Source organism: Microbacterium enclense (genome assembly GCF_004022425.1).
GTDB classification, from domain to species: Bacteria; Actinomycetota; Actinomycetes; order Actinomycetales; family Microbacteriaceae; genus Microbacterium; species Microbacterium enclense_A.
Genome location: NZ_RBZY01000026.1, coordinates 25,365 through 39,343, shown reverse-complemented (window position 1 = coordinate 39,343; position 13,979 = coordinate 25,365). Strand labels below are relative to the sequence as shown.

General features: G+C 72.4%; 16 protein-coding genes. 6 read left to right on the top strand and 10 right to left on the bottom strand.

All coding sequences use genetic code 11. The features are described 5' to 3' along the window. Positions 1 to 16: 16 nt before the first annotated feature. Positions 17 to 898 carry a manganese catalase family protein gene (locus tag D8Y23_RS08650; RefSeq protein WP_128217747.1) on the top strand — a complete coding sequence of 294 codons (882 nt, stop codon included), beginning with the start codon at positions 17 to 19 and terminating at the stop codon, positions 896 to 898. Further along, positions 895 to 1,464 (top strand): DUF2231 domain-containing protein, encoded by a 570-nt coding sequence (locus D8Y23_RS08645; protein WP_128217746.1) that lies wholly within the window; start codon positions 895 to 897, stop codon positions 1,462 to 1,464. The genes D8Y23_RS08650 and D8Y23_RS08645 overlap by 4 nt, the downstream gene beginning before the upstream one ends. A gap of 14 nt (positions 1,465 to 1,478) precedes the next feature. Here the strand turns inward: D8Y23_RS08645 and D8Y23_RS08640 are convergent, their stop codons facing one another. Then, positions 1,479 to 2,366: an SDR family NAD(P)-dependent oxidoreductase gene (locus D8Y23_RS08640; protein WP_128217745.1), complete on the bottom strand. Its 888-nt coding sequence runs from the start codon at positions 2,364 to 2,366 to the stop codon at positions 1,479 to 1,481. Positions 2,367 to 2,701: 335 nt separating this feature from the next. Here D8Y23_RS08640 and D8Y23_RS08635 point away from each other — a divergent pair, with 335 nt between their 5' ends. The 3 genes from D8Y23_RS08635 (at position 2,702) to D8Y23_RS08625 (ending at position 5,907) form a co-directional block, all read left to right on the top strand. Then, positions 2,702 to 4,096, top strand: coding sequence for an HNH endonuclease signature motif containing protein (locus tag D8Y23_RS08635; protein ID WP_240663841.1), 1,395 nt, complete (start codon positions 2,702 to 2,704; stop codon positions 4,094 to 4,096). A 138-nt stretch (positions 4,097 to 4,234) separates the two neighbouring features. Then, positions 4,235 to 5,014, top strand: a complete 780-nt coding sequence (locus D8Y23_RS08630) for an MBL fold metallo-hydrolase (protein ID WP_128217743.1) — start codon at positions 4,235 to 4,237, stop codon at positions 5,012 to 5,014. 65 nt (positions 5,015 to 5,079) lie between these two features. Beyond that, a complete protein-coding gene (locus D8Y23_RS08625) occupies positions 5,080 to 5,907 on the top strand; it encodes a UbiA family prenyltransferase (RefSeq protein WP_240663840.1) in 828 nt (275 codons plus the stop codon). Between the two features lie 24 nt (positions 5,908 to 5,931). On the opposite strand, the gene D8Y23_RS08620 is transcribed toward D8Y23_RS08625, so the two are convergent. The 3 genes from D8Y23_RS08620 to D8Y23_RS08610 form a co-directional block, all read right to left on the bottom strand. After that, complete coding sequence (locus tag D8Y23_RS08620) at positions 5,932 to 7,083, bottom strand: FAD-dependent oxidoreductase (RefSeq protein WP_128217741.1); 1,152 nt, start codon at positions 7,081 to 7,083, stop codon at positions 5,932 to 5,934. Continuing rightward, entirely contained in the window at positions 7,076 to 7,741 is a 666-nt protein-coding gene (locus tag D8Y23_RS08615) for a methyltransferase domain-containing protein (protein WP_128217766.1), read from the bottom strand. The genes D8Y23_RS08620 and D8Y23_RS08615 overlap by 8 nt, the downstream gene beginning before the upstream one ends. Positions 7,742 to 7,838: 97 nt before the next feature. Next, positions 7,839 to 8,933 (bottom strand): type III polyketide synthase, encoded by a 1,095-nt coding sequence (locus D8Y23_RS08610; protein WP_128217740.1) that lies wholly within the window; start codon positions 8,931 to 8,933, stop codon positions 7,839 to 7,841. 157 nt (positions 8,934 to 9,090) lie between these two features. Here D8Y23_RS08610 and D8Y23_RS08605 point away from each other — a divergent pair, with 157 nt between their 5' ends. Beyond that, positions 9,091 to 9,414 (top strand): hypothetical protein, encoded by a 324-nt coding sequence (locus tag D8Y23_RS08605; RefSeq protein ID WP_128217739.1) that lies wholly within the window; start codon positions 9,091 to 9,093, stop codon positions 9,412 to 9,414. Positions 9,415 to 9,460: 46 nt separating this feature from the next. Here D8Y23_RS08605 and D8Y23_RS08600 read toward each other — a convergent pair whose 3' ends face one another. The 6 genes from D8Y23_RS08600 to D8Y23_RS08575 form a co-directional block, all read right to left on the bottom strand. Next, entirely contained in the window at positions 9,461 to 10,303 is an 843-nt protein-coding gene (locus D8Y23_RS08600) for an SDR family oxidoreductase (RefSeq protein ID WP_128217738.1), read from the bottom strand. Positions 10,304 to 10,404: 101 nt separating this feature from the next. Then, complete coding sequence (locus tag D8Y23_RS08595) at positions 10,405 to 11,673, bottom strand: glycosyltransferase (RefSeq protein ID WP_240663839.1); 1,269 nt, start codon at positions 11,671 to 11,673, stop codon at positions 10,405 to 10,407. A gap of 128 nt (positions 11,674 to 11,801) precedes the next feature. Then, positions 11,802 to 11,993, bottom strand: a complete 192-nt coding sequence (locus tag D8Y23_RS08590) for a hypothetical protein (protein ID WP_128217737.1) — start codon at positions 11,991 to 11,993, stop codon at positions 11,802 to 11,804. Positions 11,994 to 12,179: 186 nt separating this feature from the next. Beyond that, positions 12,180 to 12,755 (bottom strand): DUF3618 domain-containing protein, encoded by a 576-nt coding sequence (locus tag D8Y23_RS08585; RefSeq protein ID WP_128217736.1) that lies wholly within the window; start codon positions 12,753 to 12,755, stop codon positions 12,180 to 12,182. After that, the gene (locus D8Y23_RS08580; protein ID WP_128217735.1) at positions 12,752 to 13,165 is read right to left on the bottom strand and encodes a phage holin family protein; all 414 of its coding nucleotides are present in this window, start codon (positions 13,163 to 13,165) and stop codon (positions 12,752 to 12,754) included. The genes D8Y23_RS08585 and D8Y23_RS08580 overlap by 4 nt, the downstream gene beginning before the upstream one ends. Continuing rightward, complete coding sequence (locus D8Y23_RS08575) at positions 13,143 to 13,859, bottom strand: hypothetical protein (protein ID WP_128217734.1); 717 nt, start codon at positions 13,857 to 13,859, stop codon at positions 13,143 to 13,145. Before D8Y23_RS08575 ends, D8Y23_RS08580 begins: the two co-directional genes overlap by 23 nt. Positions 13,860 to 13,979 lie beyond the last annotated feature (120 nt).

The window sequence follows — 13,979 nt, the reverse complement described above, 5'->3', positions numbered from 1 at the left end:
CCGACGAAGGAGCACCATGTACTTCCACCGGCAGGAACTCCAGCACGCCGCCACCCCCGACAAGCCCGACGCCGTCTACGCCCGCAAGCTCCAAGAGGTGCTCGGCGGGCAGTACGGCGAGATCAGCGTCGCCATGCAGTACCAGTTCCAAGCGTGGAACATGCACATGCCCGGCAAGTATCGCGACCTGGTCTTCGGGATCGGGGCCGAGGAGATGGGGCACGTCGAGATGCTCGCGGTCATGATCGCGCAGCTGCTCGAGAAGTCGCCGCTCGGCATCGCCGAGGAGGCCGTCCAGAACGACCCGACCGTCGCCGCGGTGATCGGCGGGACGGACATCCAGCACGGCATCGTGGCGGGCGCCGGTGCTCGTCCGGTGGACTCCAACGGCAACCCCTGGCAGGGCAGCTACATCACCGCCAGCGGCAACCTGCTGGCCGATTTCACCGCGAACGCCAACGCCGAGATGCAGGGGCGCGTGCAGGTCGCGCGGCTGTACCACCAGACCGACGACCACGGTGTGAAGGATCTCCTCGCGTTCCTGCTCGCGCGCGACACCATGCACCAGAACCAGTGGGCGGCGGCCGCGGCGGAGCTGCAGGAGGAGGGCTACGAGAGCCTCCCCGTCCCGAGCAACTTCCCGCTCGAGAAGGAGAACCGCGACGTGTCCTACCAATACATCAACTTCTCGGACGGCGCTGCCGCCTCGGAGGGCCGCTGGGCCTCCGGACCCACGCCCGACGGCAAGGGAGAGTTCACCTACCTCGCCTCGCCCGAGCCGGGTGTTCCGATGCCGCCGCCCACGCACCCGGACGTGCGGTTCTACGGCACCACCGAGCTCCCCAACACGGTCGAGAAGCTCGCGGGGCGCGCCCAGGACGCGCTGCACAAAGAATGAGCGGGGCCCCCGGGCCCGGCCCGGAGCAGCGGCTCGGCGCCGGGCGCGAGCGGACGGGCGCGAGCTTCCCCGCGATGCGGGCGGCGAAGCGTCCGCGCTCGATCGTCGCGGGGCCGTACGGGCACCCGTTCCACCCCGTCGCGGTCACCATCCCGATCGGGGCCTGGACGTCGAGCCTCGTCTTCGACCTCCTCGGGCTGGCCGCCGACGACCCCGCCGCGTTCGCCGCGGGGTCCCGGCTGCTCATCGCCATCGGCCTCGTCGGCGCGGTGGTCGCGTCGGTCCTGGGGTTGCTCGACATGTCGCGCATCGAGCGGCGAACGCCGGCTCATCGCACGGCGCTCGCGCACCTCGCGATCAACACCACTGCGATCGTCCTGTTCACGCTCGGCCTTCTGGTGCGGCTCGTGGATGCCGGGCGGATCCCGCTCGTCGCGTTCGGGTTGAGTCTCGTCGCCGCCGCGGGCCTCTCGGTCTCGGGCTGGCTCGGGGGGAAGCTGTCGTACCGGTGGGGCGTGCGCGTCGCCGATGAGCAGACCCAACGCGAGGGATTCGAGACGGCGTGACGCGACGGCCGGCTTCAGCGCCGGCCGCGCGGGAAGCGCCTCCACCCGCCGCTGATCGCGCCGGGGTCGTGCTGCGGGTGAAGCACGGCCCCCGTCGTCGGGTCGGCGGGACGGCGCCGCAGTCCGAGCGCGAGTTGGAGAAGTCGTATGCCCCGGTCGTACATCCGCGGAGCCAAGACACGGAGCGGGCGGGCGACGAACTGGGCCGCGCCGACCGCGACTTCGAGGCGGCGCCCGCGCGCGGCGCGTTCGACCGCGCGGGCGACTCGGACCGCTGACACCACGGGGGGAAGGGGGAACGGCGTGCGTCCCGTCGTGTTGGCCGCGCGCTGGTAGATCGGGGTGTCGATGCTCGCGGGGAGGACGACCCGGACCCGGATGCCACGATCGGGCAGGACCTCCTGGCGGAGCGATCGTGCGAAGCCGAGCAGGCCGTGTTTGGCGGCGACGTACGGTGCGACGTAGGGTCCGGCGACCTGCGAGTACAGCGAGCCGACGAAGACGATCGTGCCCGCGCCGCGTCGCCGGAAGTGGGGGAGCACCGCGCGCGCATCGCGCATCGGCCCGAGCAGGTTCGTCTCGATCACGCGGTCGCGCACCGCGTCCGGTGTGCCTTCGACGGATCCGTAGGAGAACACCGATGCGGCGGACACCCAGACGTCGATTCGTCCGAACCGCATGATCGCGGCATCCACGATCTCCTTCGCGGAAGTGGCTCGGGCGACGTCGCGCTCCACCGTGAGCACCTGAGCGCCGTGCCGTCGGCACGCGGTCGCCGCCGCCTCGAGGGCGGTGCGGTCGCGCCCGACGAGCACGAGGTGGGCGCCACGGCGGGCGAAGCGGACCGCGGTGGCTCGGCCGATCCCGCGCGACCCTCCGGTGATGACGACGACCTGGGGCATGAAGTTCCTTGCTGTTGTGGGGCGGCTTGCGCTCGGGAGCGACCGTAGGTCGCGGGATGGCGGATGCCGACGGGGTTGACTCACCCGTGCGCGGCAGGCGAGGGGTGGTCGGCGCCTCCTCTGCACAGAGGGTCATCCGCGCGGGCTCGTGCACATATCGCGTTCTGGCCGGGGGTGCTGCGGAAACGCCTCCCTATTCTCGGACCATGTCTTCGAACGCCGCGCCAGGGGCAGCCGACCCCGACTCGCCGGTCGGGCGGGGCCCTGACGGCGGGCGCGGGCGATTCTCTCCGCGGTTCGCGTCACATCCGGCGGGGCCGTCGCCAGACGTGGCGGTGTTGGCGGCTCTCGTCGCCGACGTGGTGGCGGCCGAAGCCGCGGTGGCGGCGGCGGAGGTGGCGCGGGTGCGTGCCCTGGCCGCCATCGGGCAGTTCGCGGCGGATGCGGCGCAGTCGGCGCGAGCGTCGGTGCGGGCCTCGGAGATGGCGATGCGGGAGGTCGCGTCCGAGGTCGCCGCGGCGAGTCGAGCGTCGGATCGGACGGTGCAGCGCGAGATCGGTGACGCGATGACACTCGTCGAGTCGTATCCGCGGACGGTCGGGGCGTGGGAAGCCGGGGCGATCTCCCGGCGGCACGTGCGGATCATCGCCGACGCGGGGGCAGGGTTGCCGATGGAGCGGCGCGCGCAGTTCGATGCTCTGGCGGTGGCGTTGGCCGGGGAGGTCTCGAGCCCGGGCCGGCTGAAGAGTCGGCTGGCGGCGGCGTCGCAGCGGTTGCATCCGCGGACGGTGACCGAGCGTCACCGGGCGGCGCGGGAGGGGCGATGCGTGCGGGTGGTTCCGGGGGCCGAGGGCATGTCCGATCTGATCGCGACGCTGCCGACCGTATTGGCCGAGGCCATCCACGACCGCGTGACACAGCAAGCGCGAGTGATCGTGGATGGGCGTCGGGACGCGGGAGCGGAGATCGGCAGCGGCGGTCGGGCCGAGGGCGACCCGGCCGCGGCGCCGGTGTCGCCGGTCACGAACGCCCGCACGATCGACCAGGTGCGGGCAGACGTGTTCGCCGACATGCTCCTCACCGGCGACCCGGCCCTGGATCCCACCCGCTTCGGCGACGGCCCCGGAACCCTCGGCAAGATCCGCGCGCGCGTCCAGGTCGTCGTCCCGGCGTTGACGATGCTCGCCCCGTCCGGAGAGAACGCCGCGCCCGCCGAGCTGGTCGGGCGCGGGCCCATCGACGCGGACACCGCCCGGAGGCTGGCCGAAGCGACGAGTGTCCCGTGGGACCGGGTGATCACGCATCCGGTCGTCGGGACGGTCCTGCACACCGACACCTATCAGCGCACCACCGGTATCGACCGGCATCTGCGTGCACGGGATCGTCGGTGCCGGTGGCCGGGCTGCACGGCTCCCGCGATCCGGTGCGAGATCGACCACACCACCGAGTGGGCGAAGGGGGGAAGGACCGAGGTCGGCAATCTCGCATGCTTGTGCCAGCGTCACCATACGCAGAAGCAATTCACCCGCTGGACCGTGAGACAACTCCCCGGCGGTCTCCTCGAATGGACATCTCCGACCGGCCGGAAGTACACCGACCACCCCGATCCCTACGCGCCCGGCTACCCGCCCGATGCAGAGGGGCCGACGGTTCGGTTCGAACACGACCCACCCCCGTGGGAGGGACGGACGAGCGACGTGGATGACGAACCCGAGACATCGGGACCCTGACGCGCGCGGATCTTCCTGCCCGCACCGCTCGCATCCGACACCGCTCGCACCCCGCCGCGGCCCGCGTCCTGCTACCGCTCCACTCGCGACGGCGCAACCCCGTGTGCCGCCCCCACCGAGCGACCTCACTGTGGCGCGATGAGTTCCCCCGGCGCGTCTGGCGGCGAAGACCTCTCGCGCGATGGCGTGACGGAGGTGGCCGACGGTGTGATCAAGATCACCCGCGCCGTGACCAACTGCTACCTCGTGGATCCCGACGACGGCGTCCTCCTCATCGACGCGGGGCTGCCGCGCAGCTGGCCGTTCGTCCTCGACGCGTTGCGGTGGCGAGGGTTGTCGGCCGACGACATCGTCTGCGTCTACCTCACGCACGGTCATTTCGACCATGTCGGTCTCGCGGAACGGCTCCAGCAAGACCACCACGTGCCGATCCATGTGCACGCAGCGGATGTGCCGCTCGCCCGCCACCCCTACCGCTACGACCGCGAGGCGTCGCGGGTGCTCTACCCCCTGCGGCATGCGAGAGGGCTGCCCCATCTGGCCCGCATGGCGCTGGCAGGCGCGTTCGGAGTTCACGGCATCGACGCGCGCGGCGACGTCCGTCCGGGCGCGCCGGTGCTGGGTGGGCTCGTCCCGCTCGCGACGCCCGGACACACCCGCGGGCACGTCGCCTTCCACCTGCCCGACCGCGGCGTGCTGTTCACCGGCGATGCGCTGGTCACCCTCGATCCCTACACGGGCCGACGTGGTCCCCGCATCGTCGCGCGTGCGGCCACCGCCGACAGTACCGAGGCGCTGGCGACCCTGACCGTCTTGGAGTCGACCGGCGCATCCCTCGTCCTCCCCGGGCACGGTGACGCCTGGCCGGCCGGCATCCATCGCGCGGTCGTCGAGGCCCGCGCCGCCGGCCGCCAATGACGACGCGCCCGCCGGCTGCTCCGCTCTCCAACCCCGGGGTGCGGGGGAGGCGGTACCGTCATCTCGTGCCCGATGCCCCCGCGAAGACACCGCTCGTGCGGGCGCTGTGGGGCGCGACCCACCCCGGACCGACCCTTGTCGTCACGACCTTGTCGCTCGCGCTCGGTGTGGCCGCCGGTCTGGAGCCGTGGCGCCTGGTGCTGCTCGTCGTCGCCGTCTTCGCGGGTCAGGTCTCCGTCGGCCTGTCGAACGACGCGATCGACGCGGCGCGCGACGTCGCCGTCGGCCGCACGGACAAGCCGGTGGCCCGCGGAGCGCTCACCGCGGAACGGGCGCTCGCGGTGGCCGTGGCATCCCTCATCCTCGCGCTCGCCTTCTCCGTGCCGCTCGGACCCGGCCTGGTCGCCGCCCACGCGATCGCTCTCGCCTCGGCCTGGGCGTACAACGCGGGGCTCAAGTCCACACCGTTGTCGATCGCGCCCTTCCTGGTCAGCTTCGGGCTGTTCCCGTCGTTCGCACCGCTCGCCCAACCCGATGCCGCGCTCGCCGCCCCGTGGGCGTCGCTCGCGGGAGCGGCTCTCGGTGCTGCCGTGCACCTGACCAACGTCGTCCGTGATCTCGACGACGACCGGGCCACCGGCGTGCGGGGACTCCCGCACCGACTCGGCGCGCGGATCAGCGTCGTCGCGGCGGCTGCGGGGATCCTGCTGGGTGCCGTCGCCGTGTTCGCCGGGTCGGGCGGCGGTGTCGTCGGGGCGTCCTTCTTCGTGGCCGTGATCCTCGTGGCGGCGGCGACGATCGCGCTAGCACTGTCGCGTCCGCCGGGCCGCGCGGTATTCCAGCTGACCATGCTGGCGGCGTTGCTGCTTGCTGCTCAGCTCGTCGTCACCTGAGCGACGGCTCACCCCGTGCCGCACTCACTCGCCGCGCGCCACCTGGCGACGCGCCGCCCCGCCGCGCGCTGCCGCGTCGAAGTCCATCGCGTACGCGCGCGTGAACGCCGCGCCCCCCGGTCCGCGGAGCACGGCGCGTAACGCCTGCGACCGAGCCGCGTGAGCGACCGGTGTGGCCCCGCGACCGAGCATGGTGTTGAGGAACGCCAACCGCGCGGCGTGTCGAGCCGAAGCCACACGCCCCCCTTCCCACGCTGCCAGCCCCGAGGGCTCCTGTCCGCGTACCCACTCCGCCAGCAGCGGCGACAGCGTGAGCGCGTCGAGCAGACCGAGGTTCATCCCCTGGCCGCCGATCGGGCTCACCTCGTGCGCCGCGTCGCCGACGACGATCACCCGCCCACGCCGCAGCGCGGGAGCGACCGCCCGCCGCACGCGGAAGGTCGTCGCGGCCGACGTGTCGACCTCGAGCCCCACCCGATCGGCGAGCGCCCCGTGGAGGAAGCCCGCGGCATCCGGGACATCCTCCATCCCCGCCCAGGCGACGAGCCGGCGCCGCCCGCCGGGAAGGGGGAACGACTCCACGACGCCCCCGCGCTCCAGGTGCACGAGGGCGGTGGCATCGCCGGGGGCGATCACGTCGACCATCGCGTAACGGTCGGGGTAGTGGCGGGTGCGCACGGCGCCGGGACGGTAGACGAGCTCGCGCCCCGCCCATCCCGACGCCACCACGACGATCCTCGCCCGCCGCTCCCGATCGCCGTGGAGTCCGGTCGTTTGCACGCGAACCACGGGCCCGTCCTCGCGAACGGCGATGACCCGCACACCGCGCTCGACCGCCGGCGCGAGGTGCGTGAGCTGCTCGACCGTGTCCGACTGGGGGAGCGCCGCGACATACGGGTGCCGCGCCTTCAGCCGATCGAAGCGGATGGCGGCCAACGTCCGCCCGTCAGCGCGGGCCTCCCCCCGGCGGATGCGTACCGCCCGAGCGAGGAGCGCGTCCGTCGCGCCCGACAGCTCGAGATGGGCGAGGGAAGGGGAATGGATGCCGATTGCTCGGGTTCCCGCATCCGTTTCGCCGCGTCGCTCGACGATGGCGACGTCGACTCCCCGCGCGCGCAGGTCCGCGCCCAACGCCAGCCCCACCGGGCCCGCCCCCACGACGAGCACGTCAGTCACGGTCGTCCGCCGTTCCTTCCGCCACTGCGAGCACACGAAACGGTGCCGGTGTCTCCACCCGCCACGGGTCGCCGAGCGTTCGCGCGAGTTCGTCGGCGCGGTAGCTGCGCCGGATCGAGCGCAGCCCGTCGGTGCGCAGGAACGTGCCGGGTGCGAGCGGCGTCACCCCAATCGCGTACAGCGCGTAGGCCCGCCGGCCTCGGGCGATGTCGGCGTGCAGCACCGCCGACCGTGCGAGGGCTCGCGAGTCGTCCACGAATCCGCGCAGCTGCGCCGCGTCGAGGTGATGCAGCACGTGATTGGACAGGACGAGGTCGAACCGCTCCCCATCGGCGAGCAGGTCCGTGGAACTCCGGGACACGAACCGGACCCCGGGCCGTTCCCTCTCCCGCGCGGCCTCGAGGGCGCGCGGGTCGGGGTCGGCACCGACCCACTCGACGTCGAGGCGGTCGCGCGCTGCGAGGCCCGCCAGACGCGCCACGACATCGCCGCCGCCGCATCCCAGATCCAGCACGCGCGCCGGCCGGCCGAGCGCGCGCAGCCGTGGACGCACGTGCGTGCGATACACACCGCCCCATCCCGAAACAGCGCGGTTGACGAGGTCGAATCGACGATATGTCGCGGCGAGACGACGCGGATCGCAGTCGGGGTCGTCCATGAGCTCGGTGAGCCCGGTGTCGCGGCCCGCGAGCCCGCGCCAGGCTCCCGTGTTCACGGCCGCCCCCCGCGCGTGGACCGCCGTTCTCGCGGACCGCTCACGCCACGGGACGACGCACGACCAGGCGCGCCGCCTCCACCGTGAGGCCCGGCCCGAAAGCCAACGCCGCCACGCGGTCGCCGTCCCCGCGGGCTGCGTCGGCGAGGATATCCCGCAGGATGAAGAGCAGGGTCGCGCTGGACATGTTGCCGTGCGCACGCAGAACGTCGCGTGACGGCTCGAGGGCGGTGGCATCCAGAGAGAGGGCCGATTCGACCCGGTCGAGGATGCTCCGCCCGCCCGGGTGCACGGCCCACGCGTCGATGGCATCCAGGTCGCCCAGGACGCTCGCAGCGATCGCGGCGATCTCGCGCCCGATGATGCGCGGCACCTCGGGGGTCAGGGTCATCTTGAAACCCGAGTCGCCCACGGTCCAGGCCATGTCCTTCTCGCCGTCGTCCGTGACGAAGGTGGCGAAACCTTCGAGGTCGAGCCCGGGACGCGCGGGGTCGGCCGCGGTGACGACCGCCGCCGCCGCCCCGTCGGCGAACACCGATGCGGCGACGATCTGGTCGGGGTCCGACGAGGTCTGCCAGTGCAGCGAGCACAGTTCCGCCGCCGCGACGAGCACGACGGCGCCCGGGTCGGCGGCGACGATGCGGGCCGCCAACCGCACGGCGGGGATCGCCGCGGCGCACCCGATGAAGCCCAGGTGATATCGCTCGACGTTCGGGGAGAGGTCGAGGTCGCGCACCAGCAGGTAGTCGGGCCCGGGGGCGAACATGCCGGTGCACGAGACGGTCACCACGTGCGTCACTGCGCGGCGGTCGATCCCGGAACCGGCCAGCGCCTCCTCGGCGGCCTCGGCGAAGAGAGCCGGCGCGGTGCGGCGGTATTCGTCGTTGCGGGCGCCCGTGGGCGGCATCGTCAGCTCCCCGTCCGCGAGCGCGGCGATGCCGTCGGCCGCACCACCGGCCAACTGCGGCAGCACCGTGTGGCGCGTGTCGATGGCGGCGGCGTCGAACGCGGCACCCACCAGGCGCTGGCTGCGCCGGTCGAAGCCGGGCTGGGCGGCGAAGAGGTCGCGCAGCGCCGACTGGGCGACACGGGTGCGGGGCACAGCCGTGCCGATCGAGAGGATGCTCGCGGTCATGACTCACTGTAGGCACGGTTTCGCCCCTCGGCGTCGGGGATGGTGCCGCCCGGTCGCGCCGTCTAGGGTGCCGAACCGGAGGACGGTGCTGTCAACCCCGTCGATTCGCGCCCGGGTGCGATCGTACGGTGGCTGCTCCACCCCCGGAAGGACCTCTATGAGCGCCGCCGACCCCACTCGCGTGACGAACCAGGATGCCGTGCGTCGACCGAAGCCGCGCGTGTGGATGGTGGCATCCGGTCTGCTCGCCCTCGTGGCTGTCGTCCTCTTCGCGTTCTCGATCCCGATCGTCGCGGCCTGGGCATGGATCGGGATCGCGTTCCAGGTCGCGATCTTCGCCGCCATCGCCGTGAACGGGTTGACCGGACGGCGAGGCTCGTATCAGGGCTACATCTTCGCGGTGCTGATGTGCGTGCAGGCCGCGGTGGCCCTGCTCGTCACCATCGTGATCGCGATCGCCGCGTGGGCGCCCCTCGGCTGAGTCGTGACGGCGACGCCCCTCGGTCGACCGAGGGGCGCTCCGTGCGTCACAGGATCGGCTTGCCGCCCGTCACGGCCACCCGGGCACCCGAGACGTAGCTGGCCTCGTCGGAGGCGAGCAGTACGTACACCGGGGCGAGCTCGGCCGGCTGCCCGGCACGGCCGAGCGGTGTCTGCTCGCCGAAGCTCGCCACCGTGTCCTCGGGCATGGTCGCGGGGATGAGCGGCGTCCATACCGGCCCCGGCGCGACACTGTTCGCGCGAATCCCGCGGTCGGCGAGCAACTGCGCGAGGGAGGCCGTCATGTTGGCGATCGCGGCCTTGGTCGCCGCGTACGGTAGCAGCGTCGGGTTGGGCATGTCGGAGTTCACCGAGCTCGACCCGATGATCGACGCTCCCTCCGTGAGGTGGGGAAGCGCGGCCTTCACGAGGTGGAAATACGCGCTGACGTTCGTCGCCCACGTGTAGTCCCACTCGTCGTCCGATACCTCTTCGAGCGTCTCGTGACTCATCTGGAACGCGGCGTTGCTCACGAGGACGTCGAGTCGGCCGAGCTGATCGACCGTGTGCGCGACGAGGTCGCGGCAGTGCTGCGGGTCGGAGAGGTCGCCGGGCAGCAGGATCGCGCGCCGACCGGCGTCCTCGACGAAGCGTCGGGCCTCCTCGGCATCCTCGTGCTCGTTCAGGTAGGCGATGGCGACGTCGGCACCCTCACGCGCGTAGGCGAGCGCGACGGCTTTGCCGATGCCGCTGTCGCCGCCGGTGATGAGTGCGACCTTGCCCTCCAGTCGGCCCGAACCGCGGTAGCTGTCCTCGCCGTAATCGGGCTTCGGGTCCATCGCGCGGTCGGTGCCGGGTACGTCCTGTTGCTGAGGGGGTTGCTGGGCCATGGCGTCCTCCTGGGGGATCGGGGAGGTTCGACTCCACCCGCCCGAGCAGAATCCCGCACGAGGGTTGACAGTCCGCGCCCGCGGCCCGCGCAGCCCTAGCCTCAGGCCGCGAGCACCTCGGGCAGCACGAGCTCCTCGATCGCCCCGCGGTAGTCGGCGACCATCCGCCGACGATCCAGACGCGCGCGCGACGAGATCGCCGCCGACCGCAGCTCCATCCGGTGGGACAGGGCCTCGTGCCATGCCACGGCGATCGCATCGGCGTCGCGCGGCGTCACCAGTCCGATCCCCTTGACCACGCGCGCGGCGTCTCCGACGTCGGTCGTGACAGGAATGGCTCCGGATGCCGCCCCCTCGGCGAGGCACAGCGGAGACGCTTCTCCGAACGCGCTGGTGAGGGCGACGATGTCGGCGATGCGGTAGAGCGCCGGCATGTCCTCGCGCAGGCCCAGCGCGTGCAGAGCGACGCCGGCGTCCAGGCCGGCCTCGGTGACGAGGGCCGAGAATCCGGGGTTGCGATGGGTCATCCCCGAGCCGCACAGGACGTAGTGCGCGCCCGGGTGCCGGCGCGAGTGCCGCGCCACGGCATCCAGGAACAGCCCCGGATCCTTCATCGCGTCGAACCGCGCCGCCAGCAGCACGACCGGTGCCGTCTTCGGGATGCCGAGGGACTCGCGGATGCCGCGTCGCTCCGCCCGCGTACCGGGGCGGAATCGGCGCGTGTCGATGCCGTTGTCGATCACCCACGCGTGGGTCGTCGCGACGCCGGCGCGCGTGTAGGCGAGGGAGGTGGATTCTGCGCACGAGATGGTGGCCGTGACCGCTCCCGAGGCTCCCGCGTCGACGAGCCAGCCCAGTGCCGGCCCCGAGTGCGTGGGATCCGAGCGGTGCAGGCACGCCGCGGTGGGACGGTCCGGCAGCATACCCGCGCGCTGCAAGGCGACGATGAGGCTCAAGGGCTGTTCCTTCAGCGACAGCACGATGTCGGCATCCGCGATGAGGGCGGCCGCGTGCGCGAGCTCGGCGGCGCTGAAGGACTCCGGGGTCACGGGCTGATCGCCCGCGACTCGATCGAAGGTGTCGATGCGGACGCCGCCGTCGCGCAACGTCTGGAACCGAGTGTCGTCGTGGGCGTGCTGCAGCGACGCGTCGCGGCGCGCGGCGGAGGTCAAGGACAGGATGCTGTGCTCCTGCCCTCCGCCGGCATGGAGGCCGGCCACGACGTCGGAGTGGAGGATGCGTGCTCCTCCGGCGAAGAATCCCTCGTACAGGGACAGCACGCGCACGGCTCGGGTCATCGCGATCGCCTTCCGGGGAGGGGCGCCGCCGAGCGGAGCCGGATCGATCACCGCGGTTGCGGTTTGACCCATGCTGAGGGTTCGACCCGGGGCGGCGGGTTACGCCGCGAAGACCATTTCGTGAACGCGCGCGTCCCGGAAAAACAGCAACGCGCCGGTCCTGGGGGGAGGGGACCGGCGCGTCGGAAATGGGGCCGAGATCAGCCGAGCGGGGCCGCCGATGCGACCGGGCCCGTGCTGCGGGTGCGCGACCAGAGCGGGCGCGCGGGGCGCTCTTTCTCGCCGGTCGTCTTCGCGGCGCGGGGAACGATGCCGTCCCCTGCCGCCGCCGACATCGCGACGCCCCAGATCGGGCTCGTCTGCTCGCCGGCACGTCGTCCGTGAATGGCCATGATGGTCTCCTCGCTCCCGTCTCCCGACGGGATCCTGCCCGTCTCCCGACGGGTCATCTTCCGTCCTACCCCGACCGTCGGCGAGCGGCACCTCCCTTGACGTGCGGCCCGATCCGCGCATGGGCGAGCAGTCCGGCGAGGAACCGCGGGACGGGACGAGCCCGGTGTCCCGTCCCGCGGGATCGTTCAGGCGTCGCGGACGTGCTCGCCGGCCTGCTGCGCGTGGTCGCGGACCGTCTCGGACGCCGAGGCCGACTCCTCCTTGACGTGTTCGACGGCTTCGCTCGCACGATCCTTCACCGCCGCGGCAGCGTCCGCGGCCGGCTCACGCAGATCGTCCGCGATCTCCTGGGCCACGTCCTTGGCCCCGTCGACCAGCGGCTGCGCCTTCTCCTTCGCCGCCTGGGCGGCGTCGCGTTCGGCGCGAGTGGGCGGGATGAGGGATGCCACGACGAGGCCGACCCCGAACGCGACGAGTCCCACGGCCAGGGGGTTGCCCTTGGCCTTCGCCGTGGCACCGTGGGCGACCCCGTGCACGCCGTCCGCCACACCGTGGGCGAGGTCGGACGCGCCGTGGGCGGTGTCGTCGGCGGCACCCATGAGCCGGTCACGGAGTCCGTTGACGGCGTTGTGCACCTTGTTCTTCTGACGTTCGACGATCTTCGACGGCGTCACCTTATCGGCGAGGGCGTCGACGTCCGAGCCGAGCGTCTCGCGGGTGCGCTCGATGTCGGCGCGGATGGCTTCCGGTGAATCGGTCATCGGTTCTCCTCGTTTCTGGTGAATGCGTCCGGAATCTCCCGGAGGGTCTCCGCCGTGACCGGCGCGCCCTCCACCTTCTTCAGTTCGGTGCGTCCGATCGCGAACAGGACGGCCGCGATGATCGCCCAGAGCACGGCGACCACGAGCGCGGACCAGGCGGACCCGATCCACAGGGAGAGCCCTGCCCACAGCGCGATGGAGAGGAACAGCACGACCATGCCGGCGGCGTAGCCCGCCCCGCCGAGCAGCCCCGCGCCCTTCGCGGATTTCGATGCGGAGTCCTTCAGCTCGGCCTTCGCGAGCGTGAGCTCCTGGCGCATGAGCGTGGACATGTCGCGCGTGACCTCGCCCACCAGTTCGCCGAGCGAGGAGGTGGCGGCGCGCTGTTCAGACGGTGTCGGATCGGTCATTCGCCTGCTCCTCCCGGTCGCCGTCGATGAGGTGCGCCGAGCGGCTGTAGACGGGCGTGTCGGAGTCGACGCCTGTCGGATCCTCCGTCGCGCGTGCCTGCGCGTCGGCGGCGGTGAAACGGGGACCGTCCGGGGTCGTGTCAGCGGAAACCCTGCCGGTGGAACCCGAGGTGCTCGAGGTGTTCGACGAGGAGGCGCCCGCGGCGAGCGCCCGCGAAAGGCGTCCGACGACCAGCCCGGCCACGACCGCACCCGCGATGAAGGCTCCCGGCCGGCGGCGTGCGAACGCCGTGACGTCGCGGAGGAGCTCCTGCGGGTCGCGGTCGGCGAGCCAGGCTCCGGCGGTCGAGGCGTGCGTTGCCACCCGTCGGACGAGGTCGCCGGCGAACCCCGACCCCTGGTCGTTCTCGGCCATCCGGGAGAGGTCGTCGCCGAAGGCGCTGGCACCGGCGGCGAGACGCTGCTGCTGGCTGGCGGCCTGATCGGACAGCTCTCGGCCGGTCTGGGCGAAGAGCTGCGTGATCTGGGTCTTGGCCTCGCCCGCGACCGCCGTGATCTCTTCCTTGCCCGTGCGTGCGACGCCCGCGGCTTCGTGTCCGACGGTGGCCGTCACGTCGGACGCCTCCTGCGCGGCGGTTCCCGCTTTCGCGGTCACGCCGGCGCCTCCGTCGTCCGAAGCGGTGAATTGCGACATGGTCGCTCCTTCCGTCCTGCTGTTGGGGGGACGTCCGGTATACGGGCGGATCGGCCGGCGACGCGTGACCCTTGCGCCGGGCGCATCGGCGTGCAACGCGCGCACCGGCCCGGCTCACCG

Excerpts from the sequence above, each read along its gene's own strand:
- D8Y23_RS08595 (WP_240663839.1), bottom strand. The coding sequence starts at position 11,673 with ATGGGTCAAACCGCAACCGCGGTGATCGATCCGGCTCCGCTCGGCGGC.
- D8Y23_RS08645 (WP_128217746.1), top strand. The coding sequence starts at position 895 with ATGAGCGGGGCCCCCGGGCCCGGCCCGGAGCAGCGGCTCGGCGCCGGG.
- D8Y23_RS08590 (WP_128217737.1), bottom strand. The coding sequence starts at position 11,993 with ATGGCCATTCACGGACGACGTGCCGGCGAGCAGACGAGCCCGATCTGG.
- D8Y23_RS08630 (WP_128217743.1), top strand. The coding sequence starts at position 4,235 with ATGAGTTCCCCCGGCGCGTCTGGCGGCGAAGACCTCTCGCGCGATGGC.
- D8Y23_RS08610 (WP_128217740.1), bottom strand. The coding sequence starts at position 8,933 with ATGACCGCGAGCATCCTCTCGATCGGCACGGCTGTGCCCCGCACCCGT.
- D8Y23_RS08600 (WP_128217738.1), bottom strand. The coding sequence starts at position 10,303 with ATGGCCCAGCAACCCCCTCAGCAACAGGACGTACCCGGCACCGACCGC.
- D8Y23_RS08615 (WP_128217766.1), bottom strand. The coding sequence starts at position 7,741 with ATGGACGACCCCGACTGCGATCCGCGTCGTCTCGCCGCGACATATCGT.
- D8Y23_RS08605 (WP_128217739.1), top strand. The coding sequence starts at position 9,091 with ATGAGCGCCGCCGACCCCACTCGCGTGACGAACCAGGATGCCGTGCGT.
- D8Y23_RS08575 (WP_128217734.1), bottom strand. The coding sequence starts at position 13,859 with ATGTCGCAATTCACCGCTTCGGACGACGGAGGCGCCGGCGTGACCGCG.
- D8Y23_RS08580 (WP_128217735.1), bottom strand. The coding sequence starts at position 13,165 with ATGACCGATCCGACACCGTCTGAACAGCGCGCCGCCACCTCCTCGCTC.
- D8Y23_RS08650 (WP_128217747.1), top strand. The coding sequence starts at position 17 with ATGTACTTCCACCGGCAGGAACTCCAGCACGCCGCCACCCCCGACAAG.
- D8Y23_RS08585 (WP_128217736.1), bottom strand. The coding sequence starts at position 12,755 with ATGACCGATTCACCGGAAGCCATCCGCGCCGACATCGAGCGCACCCGC.
- D8Y23_RS08640 (WP_128217745.1), bottom strand. The coding sequence starts at position 2,366 with ATGCCCCAGGTCGTCGTCATCACCGGAGGGTCGCGCGGGATCGGCCGA.